14 protein-coding genes, 3 tRNA genes, 1 other RNA gene and 1 other annotated feature are annotated in these 14,456 nt (G+C 46.4%); of the genes, 3 read left to right on the plus strand and 15 right to left on the minus strand.

Annotated elements, in window-relative coordinates; translation table 11 throughout:
- Window positions 1–192 precede the first annotated feature (192 nt).
- From DVG79_RS15850 to tadA, 6 genes are all read right to left on the minus strand, one after another.
- A complete protein-coding gene (locus DVG79_RS15850) occupies window positions 193–417 on the minus strand; it encodes a YaaL family protein (protein WP_026827023.1) in 225 nt (74 codons plus the stop codon).
- Window positions 414–1,013 (minus strand): recombination mediator RecR, encoded by a 600-nt coding sequence (gene recR / locus DVG79_RS15855; protein ID WP_012368933.1) that lies wholly within the window; start codon window positions 1,011–1,013, stop codon window positions 414–416. Before recR ends, DVG79_RS15850 begins: the two co-directional genes overlap by 4 nt.
- Window positions 1,014–1,031: 18 nt before the next feature.
- A complete protein-coding gene (locus DVG79_RS15860) occupies window positions 1,032–1,352 on the minus strand; it encodes a YbaB/EbfC family nucleoid-associated protein (protein ID WP_012368932.1) in 321 nt (106 codons plus the stop codon).
- Between the two features lie 23 nt (window positions 1,353–1,375).
- A complete protein-coding gene (dnaX, locus tag DVG79_RS15865) occupies window positions 1,376–3,061 on the minus strand; it encodes a DNA polymerase III subunit gamma/tau (RefSeq protein ID WP_114597537.1) in 1,686 nt (561 codons plus the stop codon).
- A 505-nt stretch (window positions 3,062–3,566) separates the two neighbouring features.
- Window positions 3,567–3,833, minus strand: an RNA gene (ffs, locus tag DVG79_RS15870) — signal recognition particle sRNA large type.
- Between the two features lie 48 nt (window positions 3,834–3,881).
- Window positions 3,882–4,388 (minus strand): tRNA adenosine(34) deaminase TadA, encoded by a 507-nt coding sequence (gene tadA / locus DVG79_RS15875; RefSeq protein ID WP_114597538.1) that lies wholly within the window; start codon window positions 4,386–4,388, stop codon window positions 3,882–3,884.
- 108 nt (window positions 4,389–4,496) lie between these two features.
- On the opposite strand from tadA, the gene DVG79_RS15880 reads away from it, so the two are divergent.
- Both DVG79_RS15880 and DVG79_RS15885 read left to right on the plus strand, forming a co-directional pair.
- Window positions 4,497–5,126 (plus strand): deoxynucleoside kinase, encoded by a 630-nt coding sequence (locus tag DVG79_RS15880; RefSeq protein ID WP_012368929.1) that lies wholly within the window; start codon window positions 4,497–4,499, stop codon window positions 5,124–5,126.
- The gene (locus DVG79_RS15885; RefSeq protein ID WP_014969073.1) at window positions 5,123–5,800 is read left to right on the plus strand and encodes a deoxynucleoside kinase; all 678 of its coding nucleotides are present in this window, start codon (window positions 5,123–5,125) and stop codon (window positions 5,798–5,800) included. Before DVG79_RS15880 ends, DVG79_RS15885 begins: the two co-directional genes overlap by 4 nt.
- 38 nt (window positions 5,801–5,838) lie before the next feature.
- On the opposite strand, the gene DVG79_RS15890 is transcribed toward DVG79_RS15885, so the two are convergent.
- The 8 genes from DVG79_RS15890 to pdxS all read right to left on the minus strand — a co-directional run bounded on the left by DVG79_RS15890 (window position 5,839) and on the right by pdxS (window position 11,248).
- Window positions 5,839–6,303 (minus strand): DinB family protein, encoded by a 465-nt coding sequence (locus DVG79_RS15890; RefSeq protein ID WP_114597539.1) that lies wholly within the window; start codon window positions 6,301–6,303, stop codon window positions 5,839–5,841.
- Between the two features lie 106 nt (window positions 6,304–6,409).
- Window positions 6,410–6,499: transfer RNA gene (locus tag DVG79_RS15895), tRNA-Ser, on the minus strand.
- A 34-nt stretch (window positions 6,500–6,533) separates the two neighbouring features.
- A tRNA-Ser gene (locus DVG79_RS15900) sits at window positions 6,534–6,624 on the minus strand.
- Between the two features lie 35 nt (window positions 6,625–6,659).
- A tRNA-Ser gene (locus DVG79_RS15905) sits at window positions 6,660–6,750 on the minus strand.
- A 137-nt stretch (window positions 6,751–6,887) separates the two neighbouring features.
- Window positions 6,888–8,165, minus strand: a complete 1,278-nt coding sequence (gene serS / locus DVG79_RS15910; RefSeq protein WP_114597540.1) for a serine--tRNA ligase — start codon at window positions 8,163–8,165, stop codon at window positions 6,888–6,890.
- Between the two features lie 60 nt (window positions 8,166–8,225).
- Window positions 8,226–8,434, minus strand: a binding site (T-box leader).
- Between the two features lie 12 nt (window positions 8,435–8,446).
- Window positions 8,447–9,694 (minus strand): D-alanyl-D-alanine carboxypeptidase family protein, encoded by a 1,248-nt coding sequence (locus DVG79_RS15915; protein WP_114597541.1) that lies wholly within the window; start codon window positions 9,692–9,694, stop codon window positions 8,447–8,449.
- A 94-nt stretch (window positions 9,695–9,788) separates the two neighbouring features.
- A complete protein-coding gene (gene pdxT / locus DVG79_RS15920) occupies window positions 9,789–10,367 on the minus strand; it encodes a pyridoxal 5'-phosphate synthase glutaminase subunit PdxT (RefSeq protein WP_114597542.1) in 579 nt (192 codons plus the stop codon).
- Window positions 10,361–11,248, minus strand: coding sequence for a pyridoxal 5'-phosphate synthase lyase subunit PdxS (gene pdxS, locus DVG79_RS15925; RefSeq protein WP_199505875.1), 888 nt, complete (start codon window positions 11,246–11,248; stop codon window positions 10,361–10,363). The genes pdxT and pdxS overlap by 7 nt, the downstream gene beginning before the upstream one ends.
- A gap of 129 nt (window positions 11,249–11,377) precedes the next feature.
- Here pdxS and pdxR point away from each other — a divergent pair, with 129 nt between their 5' ends.
- The gene (gene pdxR, locus DVG79_RS15930) at window positions 11,378–12,772 is read left to right on the plus strand and encodes a MocR-like pyridoxine biosynthesis transcription factor PdxR (RefSeq protein ID WP_114597544.1); all 1,395 of its coding nucleotides are present in this window, start codon (window positions 11,378–11,380) and stop codon (window positions 12,770–12,772) included.
- Window positions 12,773–12,834: 62 nt separating this feature from the next.
- Here pdxR and guaB read toward each other — a convergent pair whose 3' ends face one another.
- The gene (gene guaB / locus DVG79_RS15935; protein ID WP_012368922.1) at window positions 12,835–14,301 is read right to left on the minus strand and encodes an IMP dehydrogenase; all 1,467 of its coding nucleotides are present in this window, start codon (window positions 14,299–14,301) and stop codon (window positions 12,835–12,837) included.
- Window positions 14,302–14,456: the final 155 nt, after the last annotated feature.

Genomic DNA, 14,456 nt, shown 5'->3' on the forward strand with positions numbered 1-14,456 from the left:
AAAACAATAAGTCAACAACTTTTTGAAAGAAGTTTTTCTCTTGTTTCCGGCAGTGCGCTCGTCCTCTTAAGGACAAGAATTAATATACCACGATAATTACAACCTGACAACTCTTTTATTTAATTAATTTTAAAAAGAATAGAAAAGAAGGCTACCACCTCATTGCTAGGCGGTAGCCTTCCTCTTGTTTCATTATAAGCGAACAGTTGGTAACGAAACACGTCGTTTCTTCGCTTCTCTAATATAGAAGTAATAAACGGATTCAGCCAGCTTCATTTGAGCTTCGAGATCACCGTAATCATCGTAACTGATTTCAAGCAAACGGCGTTTCATCAAGTAATTTTCTTGTGCCTGCGCCAGTTCCCGAAGAAAACGTTCATCATATTCGCTCCGGATTTTTTTCCGAAACCAATTCATAACTCCCGTCTTCCCTCCATGGCACGGGATAACGTTACTTCATCCGCGTACTCTAAATCACCACCGACCGGAAGACCATGGGCAATCCGGGTAACACGAATACCCGTCGGTTTCAGCAGTCGGGAAAGATACATTGCTGTCGCTTCCCCTTCAATGTTCGGATTCGTTGCCAAAATGATTTCTGTAATGGCTTCATCCGCCTGCAAGCGCGTCAATAAGCTCGATACATTGATATCTTCAGGACCGATTCCTTCCATTGGACTGATTGCCCCGTGTAAGACATGGTACAACCCTTGATAGTCCCGCATCTTTTCCATCGCGATGACATCCCGTGAATCTTGAACGACACAAACGATTGTCCGGTTACGGTGTTTATCAGAACAGACGTAACAAGGATCTTTATCCGTGATATTCCCACAGATGCTACAGTATGAAATATCACGCTTTGCGCTTACCAGTGCCTTTCCGAACATCAGCACATCGTCTTCTTCCATATCAAGGACATGAAACGCAAGACGGACAGCCGTTTTCGGACCAATCCCTGGTAACTTTGTAAAACTTTCGATTAAGCGGCTGATTGCTTCAGGATATTGCAATTCGTTTCCCCCTACAGTTTAAAACATTCCCGGCATGTTCATTCCTTGTGTAAATTTACCCATCTTACTCGAAACGAGTTCATCTACTTTTTTCAAAGCATCATTCGTAGCCGCTAGAACAAGATCTTGAATCATCTCAACGTCGTCCGGATCAACGACCTCTTCTTTAATGATGACATCGATGATATTTTTATGACCATCTGCTACGACAGAAACCATTTCGCCACCGGCCGTTCCTGTCACCGTCAAGTCCTTTAACTCTTCTTGCGCTTTCGCCATATCTTTTTGCATCTTTTGCATTTGTTTCATCATATTGTTCATGTTTCCCATACCACGCATAATTCTTCCTCCTCTAACTGAAATTAGTCTTCGAATTCTACGATATCACCAAATCGCCCGAGCGTCTCGGACAACAATCGATCTTCTTCAGATTCGACTGCCACTTCTTTCTCTTCTATATTACTACTATTTCGTTTCGCAACAAACTCTGCTTTTAGTTCTTTCCAGTCATTATCGAGAATCGCAAGAATCTGACGTTTCACACCGCAGACCTCAAACAACGCTTCTTCAATGACGAAACGCGTCCGTTCGTTGGTCATGACCTGTTCAAAATGCCAGCCTTTCCCGTTATCAAACTCAATCAATAATGTATCTTCCGAACACAGGACTGGTTTACTTTCATGTACCAAAGAATAAATCGGACCATCTTGTTTCAGAATCAATTTCAAAATGGCATCCCAACGTTCTTGAATCTCAAGAAGTTGCGTCTTCTCTGCACGACTCAACATTTGCCGAATTCGCTCCTTGGCAATCCGTACTGTCGGTCGGGCTTGTTTTCGCTTAGCAGGCTGTTGGGCAGGCTTTCCTTCAGCAACCGGGACTCCGGTCACTTTCAACTGATGCATCTGTTCCTTCAGTTCCCGTACCTCTTGTTGCAAACTTTGCATGATTTGTCCTGTCGTCCGTCCTTGTTCCGCAATCTGAATGAACGCAATTTCGACTAGAACACGTGGATGGTTGGTCAAACGCATCTGCTGCTGGCAGTCATGTAACTGTTCAATGACGTGGAAACATGTTTCCGTCTCGATTGTCTCGACGAATGTTTTGAACGCTTCCGTCGGTCGAGCCCGTTCCAGTAAATCAACTGCTGTCGGAGAGGTCTTGAGTAGCAATGTATCACGATAGAAAAACACCAAGTCTTCAACGAACCGCTTCAAGTCTTTTCCTGCACGTTGCATTTTTTCAAGCGTCTGCAACAACTGGTCGACTTGATGGGCTTGCAGGGCATTGGCGACCGCGAGCAATGCTTCATCCTCAACGGCACCCGTCACTTCTAATACAGCATCATCCGTTAAGTCTCCATTTGAAAAGGCAACTGCCTGATCGAGCAGACTTAATGCATCCCGCATTCCGCCATCCGCAGCCCGGGCAATCAACCGTAACGCCGTTTCCGTGTAGCCGATTGTTTGATCCGACAAGATGTACTGCATCCGTTCCATTAATTGATCCACTTCATGCCGTTTCACATCAAAGCGTTGACAACGTGAAATAATCGTCGCCGGAATTTTATGCGGTTCCGTCGTTGCCAGGATGAAAATCGCATGCGCTGGCGGTTCTTCCAATGTTTTTAATAACGCATTGAAGGCACCGGTTGATAACATATGGACTTCATCGATGATATACACTTTGTATGCTGCTTCCGATGGTGGATATTTGACCTTATCCCGGATTTCCCGGATTTCATCAACACCGTTGTTGGACGCGGCATCGATTTCAAACACATCAGGACTTGATCCTTCTGTAATTGCCCGACACGTCGGACATTCGTTGCACGGTTCATTTACAGGCGCTTTTTCACAGTTGATTGCCTTCGCAATGATTTTTGCCAGACTGGTTTTCCCTGTTCCTCGTGGTCCAGAGAACAGATAGGCATGTGACATCCGTTCTTCCATCAAGGCGTTTTGAATCGTCCGGGTGATATGGGCCTGTCCGACGACTTCATCAAAACGCTGCGGCCGGTATACCCGATATAATGCTTGATAGGCCAAGTTTGCGCCTCCTCTATTTATCAAAATCAGACGAGAACACTCCCACTTCTAAACGTTCAGGGCAAGGCCCTAGTGCAAGTGGGGGATGAATCGTCTTCGGGCAAGGCGTGTCTTGCGACACGCCAATTGTCCGACACTCTTGGTTTGAAAACAATTAAAATCAGGAATAAAAAAATAGTCATGTTCTTTGAAAACTGAAGATATAGGGTTGTGACAGGAAGTTCGTCTGTCACGTAAAATCTTCAACGTTCACCTTGCGGATGATCGAAGTAGCGAAAACCAAGCAGAGTAGGCATCCGTATAAAAGAAACGGACAAGATCAATATTCAACCGTCGGGACGACGGGGTTAGCCTGATAAATTTTTGATCGCTAGGTTGGATAACTCAGGAATCCTCCACCTCTTAGCGAAGCGTAGGTGGAGGTAGTTCAAAATCCTCTTTCTATTCTACCTAAAAAAGTCTACAACCGGAACCGGCTGTAGACTTGTTATCTAAAATTAAACTGCCGCGCACCATATTCTGAAATAGGTTCAACATGCGTTACTCACGCAGCCTGCTCAGTCCAAGCACTCCTGCGGCACACAGAGAGCACCACTTAAGGCTGCTTCCTTCCGGACCTGACCTGGTTCATGGGTATCTGTTGCGCAGGACTCAGACGTCAACGCTACTTACGTAAGGCAGACCACACCAATCCTATCCCTCGATATGGAATTCAGTCTCGCTATAGCGGATTGCGAGTGACAGGGAACCGCTACATCCCCACCTAGCACGGCAAATGGTTTATCGTATTTTAGTGGCACTTGTTTCGAGTGCTTTTTCATTATACTGTTTCATCGGTCCCGTTGCAACCCATTGCCCGTTTCTGTTGTTTCTTTTTCGCCCGAAGCTCCCGGAAAAATGCAGTCAGCATCTCGCCGCACTCCTGTTCAAGGACACCACCTGTCAATTGTGACACATGATTGAACCGGTCATCCTGAACCAAATTCATCAACGTCCCGCAACAGCCACCTTTCGGATCGACCGCTCCGAAGATGACGTGTTCGATCCGCGACAGCATGATGGCTCCGGCACACATCGGACAAGGTTCGAGCGTCACATAGAGTTCGCATCCTTCAAGACGCCAGTTGGCGAGCTTGCTGCAGGCTTCTTCGATTGCTAACAGCTCTGCATGCGCCGTCGCCTGATGATTCGTTTCCCGGTGATTATAACCGGTCGCGATCACCTCATCCCCTTTAACAATGACACAACCAATCGGGACTTCTCCGATGGCTTTTGCTTTTTTTGCTTCCTCAATGGCAAGGTGCATATAGTATTCATGCCGTTCCATCATCACACTTCCTATCTTTACAAAAATTCTCTCCGGGAAACTTCGGCAGGTGCCCCTGCTTTGTGCTAAAATATAAATTGCACTTTGCTGAACGGAGGGTAATTGAATATGTTCATAACGGTTGAAGGACCCATTGGTGTTGGAAAAACTTCACTTGCTAACGCCATCAGTCACCATTTCTCATTTTCTATGTTACGCGAAATCGTCGAAGAAAATCCCTTTCTTGGAAAGTTCTATGAAGACATTGAAGAATGGAGTTTCCAAACGGAAATGTTCTTCCTGTGTAATCGCTTTAAGCAACTCGATGATATCGAACGTCACTATCTCAGTAAGCAACGCTCTGTCGTCGCTGATTATCATATCTTTAAAAATCTTATTTTTGCCCATCGTTCTCTGAAAGTCGAGCACCTCGATAAGTACGAACAAATCTATTCGATCCTGACAACGGATATGCCTAAACCGGATGCCGTCATTTATTTAGATGCAAGCATCGACACGTTGATGAAGCGTGTTGCTTTACGCGGACGTGAGATTGAAGAAAACATGTCACGTGCTTACCTCGAACAACTGGCAGCTGATTACGAAACGTTCGTCACGGATTATCAAATCAAACATCCGGAAGTGAAAGTCATCCGTTTCAACGGAGATGAACTTGACTTCGTCAAACGTCCGGAAGATTTAGAATACGTCCTGACAAAGATCCGCAATGAATTATATGAAGGAGCGAACCACGCATGAACTCGAAGTTACGCGAAAAGTACAACATCCCGGCAGACGCCGTCATCACGATCGGCGGAATGGTCGGTATCGGTAAATCGACGATTACAAACGGTCTAGCAGACTCACTTGGTTTCCGGACATCTCTTGAAAAAGTCGATACGAACCCTTACCTCGACAAATTTTATCATGATTTCGAGCGGTGGAGCTTCCACTTACAAATTTACTTCCTTGCTGAACGTTTTAAGGAACAAAAGAAAATCTTCCAATACGGTGGCGGTTTTATTCAAGACCGTTCAATTTACGAAGATACAGGTATCTTTGCGAAAATGCATTTCGAAAAAGGAACGATGTCGCCAACAGACTATGAAACGTACTCGAGTTTGTTTGACGCAATGGTCATGACACCGTTCTTCCCGCATCCGGATCTCCTGATTTATCTCGAAGGATCGTTTGAACAAGTTCTCGAGCGGATTCGTTTACGCGGACGCGAAATGGAACAACAAACGCCAATCGAGTATTGGGAAGAAATGTACGAACGCTACACGAACTGGATCAATAACTTCACGATCTGCCCTGTCCTTCGTCTATCAATTGACGAATACGATTTGTTGAACGAACCGGAATCCATCGAACGGATTTTATCAAAAATCGACAAACAACTTGAAGTTGCCCGCATTGCTAAAATCCGCTAATCCAAAAGCCCGTCGACGTTTAGGTCGACGGGCTTTTTTCATGCTACGGTTACTTGTTCAATTTGAGCCCGGTGATGCAAATCATGTTGCATCATGGCACCTAAAAAGTCGAGAAGGGAAATCGTTTTTCCTTTTGACGTGAATGTATCCGTCAAACGGTCTTCTGGAATCAGTTCAACGGCACGGTGCAACCGATCACGGCTGACTAAAAATTCATCAATCGTCAAAATACGTTGTTGTTCCCGGCTCATTTTTGCAGCCTCTTCGTTAACAGCCTCGCTGTCCGGTTTCACACGGAACGGCTCATTGGCCAAAATATATGGCAAGCGTTCCGCGACAATGAACCGGTCCCACGGCGATAAATGACCGATGATTTCAGCGACTGTCCATTTCCCTTCCACATAAGGTGTCCGCCATGCTTCTTCCGGTATATGTTCAAGACCACGAACAAAATCCATCGTGTCCTGATAATGCGTGAGTAACGTTTGTTTAGTGAGTGTCATAATTGCTGCTCCTTTTTCTGTCTAAGATGTAGGAAAACATAGCATGCCACTCTCGATGGAAGCAATAAAAAAGCACCTCACCATGACTGGGAGATGCTTATATAAGCGGAGTCGGTGGGATTCGAACCCACGCGGGCCTTGCGACCCCTAACGGATTTCGAGTCCGTCCCCTTCAGCCGGGCTTGGGTACGACTCCATGTTACATGTAATTTTAGGTAAAAAAAAAGAAGTGGAGGAGGCGGTGGGATTCGAACCCACGCACGGCTTTCGCCGCCTGACGGTTTTCAAGACCGTTCTCTTAAACCACTTGAGTACGCCTCCAAGTTATATGTAGTTTTCAGGTAAAAAAAAAGAAATGGAGGAGGCGGTGGGATTCGAACCCACGCACGGCTTTCGCCGCCTGACGGTTTTCAAGACCGTTCTCTTAAACCACTTGAGTACGCCTCCGTACTTATAATTGCGCATCGTGTTGTACAAGCGCCTTCCTGACATAAATTATGATAGCATCTTGGTTTTATTGTGTAAAGCCTTTTTCTAAAAAAACTTTTTAAAAAATTAGAAGGGGGAAATCTCCCCCTTCCTACTTATCCTTGAATGACTTCAAGACCGCCCATGTATGGACGAAGCACTTCTGGAATAACAACTGATCCATCTGCTTGTTGATAGTTCTCAAGAATTGCCGCTACCGTCCGTCCGACTGCAAGTGCAGATCCGTTTAACGTATGGACGAATTCCGGTTTAGCATTCGCTTCCCGACGGAAACGGATTTGTGCCCGCCGCGCTTGGAAATCTTCAAAGTTTGAGCAAGAAGAAATCTCACGGTACACACCTTGGCTCGGCATCCAAACTTCGATGTCATATTTCTTCGCAGCTGTGAAACCAAGATCTGCTGTACACATGCTTAAAACTTGATACGGAAGTTTGAGTAATTTCAGGACGTCTTCTGCTTGTCCTGTCAATAACTCAAGCTGTTCGTATGATTCTTCCGGTTTGACGAAGCGGACCAGTTCCACTTTGTTGAATTGGTGCTGACGGATCAAACCGCGCGTATCACGGCCGGCAGAACCTGCTTCAGACCGGAAACATTGGCTGTAAGCTGCATAGCCGATCGGCAATTGATCCGCTGACAGGATTTCGTCCCGGTGCATGTTCGTCACCGGTACTTCTGCTGTCGGGACGAGGAAGTAGTTCGTATCTTCGACTTTAAACGCATCTTCCTCGAATTTCGGAAGCTGCCCTGTTCCTGTCATAGAATCGCGGTTGACCATGAGCGGCGGAAGAATTTCCGTATAGCCGTTTTTATCCTGGTGTAAATCCATCATGAAGTTGATCAATGCCCGCTCAAGACGTGCACCGGCACCGCGGTAAAAGACGAATCGGCTGCCCGTTACTTTTCCGGCCCGTTCGACATCAACGATTTTTAACTGCTCCATCAAATCCCAGTGCGGTACAGCTTCGAAATCAAACACCGGCTTGTCACCGACTTCGCGGATGACGACATTATCGTCTTCCGTAGAACCGATTGGTACACTGTCATGGGGAATGTTCGGAATCCCGAGCAACAACAGGTTTAGTGTCGCTTCGACTTCACGCAATTCTTCATCAAGCGCTTTAACTTCATCGCCGACTTGACGCATCGCTGTAATCGCCTCATCCGCATTTTCTTTGTTTCGTTTCAGTTCCGCGATTTTTTTTGTCGCTTCATTTCGTTCTGCTTTCAAAACTTCTGTTTTCGCAATCAATTCCCGGCGCTTCTCATCAAGTGCGATGAACCGGTTCATATCCGTCAAATCCTCACCTCGATGGGCAAGTTTTTCTTGAATCGCGTCAAAATCCTGGCGTAATCTTTTAATATCAATCATGTTTCTTCCTCCTTTTTTCAATAAAAAAAGGCAATCCATCCCTCTCCGGTCCTAAAACCGAAGAGGGACGAATCACCTGGATCCGCGTTGCCACCCTCATTGCTAGTATCACTAGCCAACTCTAAAGACGCGATAACGGGCGTACCCGCACCTTGTTCGCAAGGTGTGTGATCCGGCTCGATTCAAAGTATCCTTCTGACTAGTTCGCACCACCCACTAGCTCTCTTAACAGAATAAATGCTTTTACTTGGTCCGTTCATGACATCATTATGAGATTAGCTTTACTTTACACTATCCCCTTTACGGTTGACAAGGGTTGGTTGATGAATCGCTTGACTGATTTTTTTTGACCAGGCGGAAATCGCACGGAACAAACGTGTCTGGAAGCTCGCCAGTTCAACTTTTTCAGCACTGGTTACGACAGCCTGAGGAATGGAAAAGCCGGGCAAGTACCGTCCAGCGTCCTCTACTTGAACCGTCCCGATGGCTTCACCCCGCTTTAACGGGGCTTCGGCTTTTGAAAATTGAAAGACGGGCGTCTGGGGTTTCGGCTGATTTTTTAATACCGTCACGTATAAAGCTGTTTTCGTCACAACATCATAACGGGCTTGTTTTGCCCCCCGGATCGGTAAAGCGCCTGTGATTTGTTCTCCTTTTCCGTAATACGTCAACGGTTCAAAAGAAGAAAACCCATAATCGAGCAATTTTTTCGTTTCGGCGAATCGGGCTTTATCCGATTTACTTCGCATGACGACTGAAACGAGCGTTAAATTCCCGCGTGTAGCGACACTCGCAAAACAGTATCCGGCAAGATCCGTCGTCCCGGTCTTCATTCCCCGCATTCCGCTGTACGCATACGGTTGACGCGGCAACATCTTATTGGAGTTTTCCACCTTCGCTCCATTGATTGTAATGAACGAACGTTTCGTCACATCTAATACATCCGGATAGTCTTGAATGTAACGGATGATCAAAAGCGAAATATCCATCGCCGTCATCAAGTTCGTTCCCGGTAATGTCGCATCGACAGCATCCAGTCCGGATGCATTTGCATATTCCGTGTCTTTCATTCCCAGTGCGGCCGCTGTTTCATTCATCCGTTCGACGAATTGTTTTTCCGTTCCCTCCATGACTTCTGCCAACAAAACGGCCGCATCGTTGGCTGATTTGATGAAGGCAGCATCATACAGCTCCCGAATCGTATACGTTGTTTTCCGAATCGGTAACCGGGCAATTCCTTCTGTTTTCGCAAGTTTCAACACTTTTCCACTTGGTCGAACCGTTTGATTCCACGACAGTTTTTTCTGCTCAATTTGCTGACGTACGAGATAAAGTGTCATCAATTTTGTCATCGAAGCCGGCGGTAACGACAACTCAGCCTGTTCAGCCAATAAAATCTTACCTGTCACAGCATCGACCATGATGTAAGATTCCGCCTGAATGTCCGGTGTTTCCGCATAGCCTGTCATCGGTGACAAACCAGCTGTCAGTATAAGTACACTCAGGAAGAGTGTGAAAAGACGTTTCATCGGTCCTCTCCTTCAAATGATGTTCTATCTTTTCAGTGTAGCACAAAAAAAGAAACCGACAGCCGGAAACTGACGGTTTCTCCTTAGCTTTTGGTCAAACAGAAACGGCTGTCCGCTGTCTGATTTTTTGAATGAAATAGTCGTGAAGACGTCGATCTGACGTCAACTCCGGATGGAAGGAGCAGGCGAGATGGAGGTCCGTCTCGACGGCAACGGCGGCTGTCCCGATTGCAGCCAGGACACGTACCCCTTCTCCAACATGTTCGACAAAAGGAGCTCGGATGAAAACAGCTTCGATATCCTGCCCTACACCTTCAACAATTAAAGATGTCTCAAAGCTGTCGACTTGTCGCCCAAACGCATTTCGCTTTACTGTCATCGGAATGGCTCGTAAATGGGCAGGACCTTCACTCAATTCATTTGCCAGTAAAATCATTCCGGCACATGTACCGAACATCGGCAACGTATCGATTTGACCCCGCAAGACATCGAGCAGTCCATATCGATCAATCAACCGGCGGATCGTCGTTGATTCCCCGCCCGGTAAGATTAAACCGTCAATCCCGTCCAAGTCCGCAGCCGACTTGACGATGATCGTTTTGACTCCGAGTGCATGAAGCATCTCTTGATGTTCCCGTACGGCACCTTGGACACCTAATATACCAATTACCATCCGCGTGGCGCCATCCGTTCTTCAAACGGCATCGACGTCACATCGATTCCTTTCATCGCCGTGCCCAGCCCTCTCGAAAGATGGGCAATCCGTTCGAAATCGTCTTTGTATGTCACGGCTTCGACAATCGCTTTCGCGACGCGTTCCGGATGTTCCGATTTAAAGATACCGGAACCGACAAACACACCATCGGCTCCGAGATGCATCATCAAGGCGGCATCAGCTGGCGTCGCAATTCCACCCGCTGCAAAATTGACGACTGGAAGACGACCTCCTGCTTGAATCTGTTGTAATACTTCGTAAGAGGCTCCCCACTCTTTACTGCGTGTCATCAATTCGTCAGGTTGCGAATGAAGAATCTGCTGAAGTTGCGCTTGAATCTTCCTCATATGACGAACAGCTTCCACGACATTGCCCGTCCCCGGTTCCCCTTTTGTCCGGATCATGGCCGCTCCTTCCGCAATCCGTCGTGCTGCTTCCCCTAAATCACGTGCTCCACAGACAAACGGGACTGTAAACGCCGATTTCAACAAATGATATTCTTCATCTGCCGGCGTCAGGACTTCACTTTCATCGATAAAATCAACACCTAATGATTCAAGAACCCGTGCTTCCACGATATGTCCGATACGGCACTTCGCCATCACCGGAATCGACACGGCCTGCAAAACGTCTTCTGTAATGAGTGGATCGGCCATCCGGGCCACCCCACCGTCACGCCGGATATCCGATGGTACCCGTTCAAGTGCCATGACCGCCACCGCACCGGCAGCTTCTGCGATTTTAGCCTGCTCCGCATTCACGACGTCCATGATGACGCCACCCTTTTGCATTTCGGCCATCCCTCGTTTGACACGATTTGATCCTTGTTGTCGCTCCATCATTATGAATTCCCCCTAGACATTGATAGTATTTTCAATCGGTGATACTTTTTAGTATATTCTTCGTTGACTATTTTAAAAGTATCAGTTTATGATGAATTAACCAGGTCAGTGAAAAGGAGATAATCTATGGACATGTTATCGTTTGAGTTAGTACGGGAGGGAAATCGTCCGTTGTATGAACAGCTGTATCAACAAATACGTCAGGAAATCATTGAAGGACGCCTGGCCTATGGGACGAAATTACCGTCAAAACGAAAGCTTGGTCAGTTTTTAAATCTCAGCCAGACGACCATTGAACTGGCTTATCAACAATTGGTCGCAGAAGGATATGTCGAATCCGTTTCCCGGAAAGGTTACTTCGTCTTAGCATACGAAGAGCTGGCGTATGTCAAAACAACACCTTTGCCGACAAGCCAACGGACAAGTCAAAAACCGACCATGCGGTACGATTTTCACCCAAGTAAAATCGACGGCTCCTCCTTTCCTTTTTCGCGTTGGCGAAAACATGCCAAGGATGTCATCGATGAACAAAACCAATCACTGGTCTCCCTCGGACATCCGCAAGGTGATTTAGCGTTACGTCTTGAGATTGCAACGTATCTTTATCATTCACGGGGGGTCGTCTGTTCTCCAGAACAGATCATCATTGGTTCCGGCGTCGAACAACTTCTGCCGCAAATCATCTTTTTGTTAGGAAAATCGACGACTTATGGCATTGAAGATCCCGGGTATCATGCGACACGCTTAATCCTTGAAAGTCATGAACGAAAGACCATTCCGATTCCTGTCGACCAAAACGGTTTAACGATTCATTCTCTGATTCAAAGTCCAGCCGATGTGATGTATGTGACACCAGCCCACCAGTTTCCGTCCGGCAGTATTCTGTCTGTCAATCGACGCCGGCAGCTGCTAAACTGGGCAGCTGAATCGGATAGCCGTTATATCATTGAAGATGATTATGACAGTGAATTCCGATACAGTGGAAAATCAATTCCTTCCTTGCACAGTATGGACAGTGAACGGGTGATTTACCTGAGTACATTTTCAAAATCGTTAATGCCGTCCCTTCGAATCGGATACATGGTGCTGCCCCGCCCTTTACTAGAACGATATCAAACTGAATTTCCGTACTACACGTGCAGTGTCTCCCGATTTGATCAAACAATTTTGGCACGCTTCATGAAAGAAGGTGACTTTGAAAAACATTTGAACCGGATGCGAAAAATCTACCGCCGGAAACTCGATGTCGTCGTTCACGCTCTCCGGGATGTTCCGTTTCTGCGATTGACGGGAGAAAGTGCCGGACTGCATATCGTCCTTTCCGTCTCGAATGGGATGGATGAACAGGAGTTACTGCGACGGGCGAATGAATCTTCCATTCACGTGTATGGTCTATCAGATTATGCCCAACTGCCGTTATCCACAGTTCATCCACAGATTGTTCTCGGATTTGCAAGTCTGACAGAACAACAGTTGAATCAGGGGATTACTGAGCTCGTTGCAGCTTGGCAGTTACAGTAAGTTTATCCACAAGGTTATCCACAAAAAAACCCTGCGACCTTCATTGGCCGCAGGGTTTTGAGTTATTGACGCGTATAGTTTGAAGCTTCTTTTGTAATTTGAATGTCGTGAGGATGGCTTTCCTGTAAACCTGCACCTGTCATCCGGATAAACTGTGTTTCTTCACGTAATTCTTCAAGTGAAGCAGAACCACAGTATCCCATTCCTGAACGAATGCCTCCAACGAGTTGATAAACAGAGTCACCGAGTTTACCGCGATACGCCACACGACCTTCGATTCCTTCTGGAACAAACTTCTTGTCGGCTTCTTGGAAATAACGATCTTGGCTACCGCGCTTCATCGAAGCTTCCGATCCCATACCACGATACGTCTTGAATTGACGACCTTGGTAAATTTCCATTTCTCCCGGACTTTCCTCGACACCAGCAAGCAAGCTACCTAACATGACAGCATGACCGCCTGCTGCGAGTGCTTTGACGATATCCCCTGAATACTTTATTCCACCATCGGCGATAATCGAGACACCGTGCTTGCGGGCTTCTGTCGCACAATCAAAGACAGCTGTAATTTGCGGAACCCCGACTCCTGCAACGACACGTGTCGTACAAATTGATCCCGGTCCGATTCCGACTTTGATGACTGAAGCACCTGCTTCAATCAAATCACGTGTCGCTTCAGCTGTCGCCACGTTTCCTGCGATGATTGGCAAGTTCGGATATTCATCACGAAGTTCACGTACCTTCACGAGAACCCCTTCTGAGTGACCGTGCGCCGTATCGACGACCAATGCGTCAACTCCTGCATCTACGAGGAACTTGGCACGAACCGATGCATCTTTTGTGACACCGACAGCTGCTGCAACAAGCAGACGTCCAAATGAATCTTTTGCTGCATGTGGATATTGCTCAACTTTTTCAATATCCTTTGTTGTAATCAATCCTTTTAAAACACCGTTCTCATCAACGAGTGGCAACTTTTCAATCCGATGTTTGTGGAGAATCTGTTCTGCTTCTTCTAAAGAAGTACCGACTTTTGCTGTAACCAGTTCTTCTGTCGTCATGACGGTTTCGATGACGGTCGAGTAATCTTTTACGAAACGAAGATCACGATTCGTTAAGATACCGACCAGTTTACGCTCCGTTTCATTATTGACGATCGGAACACCGGAAATCCGGTATTTGCTCATCAAATATTCAGCATCATAGACTTGTCGTTCTGGCGTGAGATAAAAAGGATTTGTAATGACACCATTCTCAGAACGCTTAACACGATCCACATGCTCGGCTTGATCTTCCATCGACATATTCTTGTGAATGACGCCGAGACCCCCTTGACGTGCCATTGCAATGGCCATTGGAGCTTCTGTTACAGTATCCATTCCAGCACTGATCAAAGGGATGTTTAATGTAATCCCTTCGCATAATGTTACTGACAAATCAACATCTCGCGGTAAGACACTTGAACGACGTGGTACGAGCAAGACGTCATCAAACGTCAAGCCTTCTTTAGCAAATTTGTTCTCCCACATGTTATCCACTCGCTTTCTCTTCTATAAAAGAATATTGATGTTATGGTAACAAGCGAGAGGTGTCATGTCAATGACTCCACCAATAATCAGAACAATCAGAAGTTTCACATAACACAAAAAGACCGACCTGCAAAATGCAGATCGGTCCTTTATTG

It is taken from the genome of Exiguobacterium sp. RIT594 (genome assembly GCF_003339585.1).
Taxonomy (GTDB): domain Bacteria; phylum Bacillota; class Bacilli; order Exiguobacteriales; family Exiguobacteriaceae; genus Exiguobacterium_A.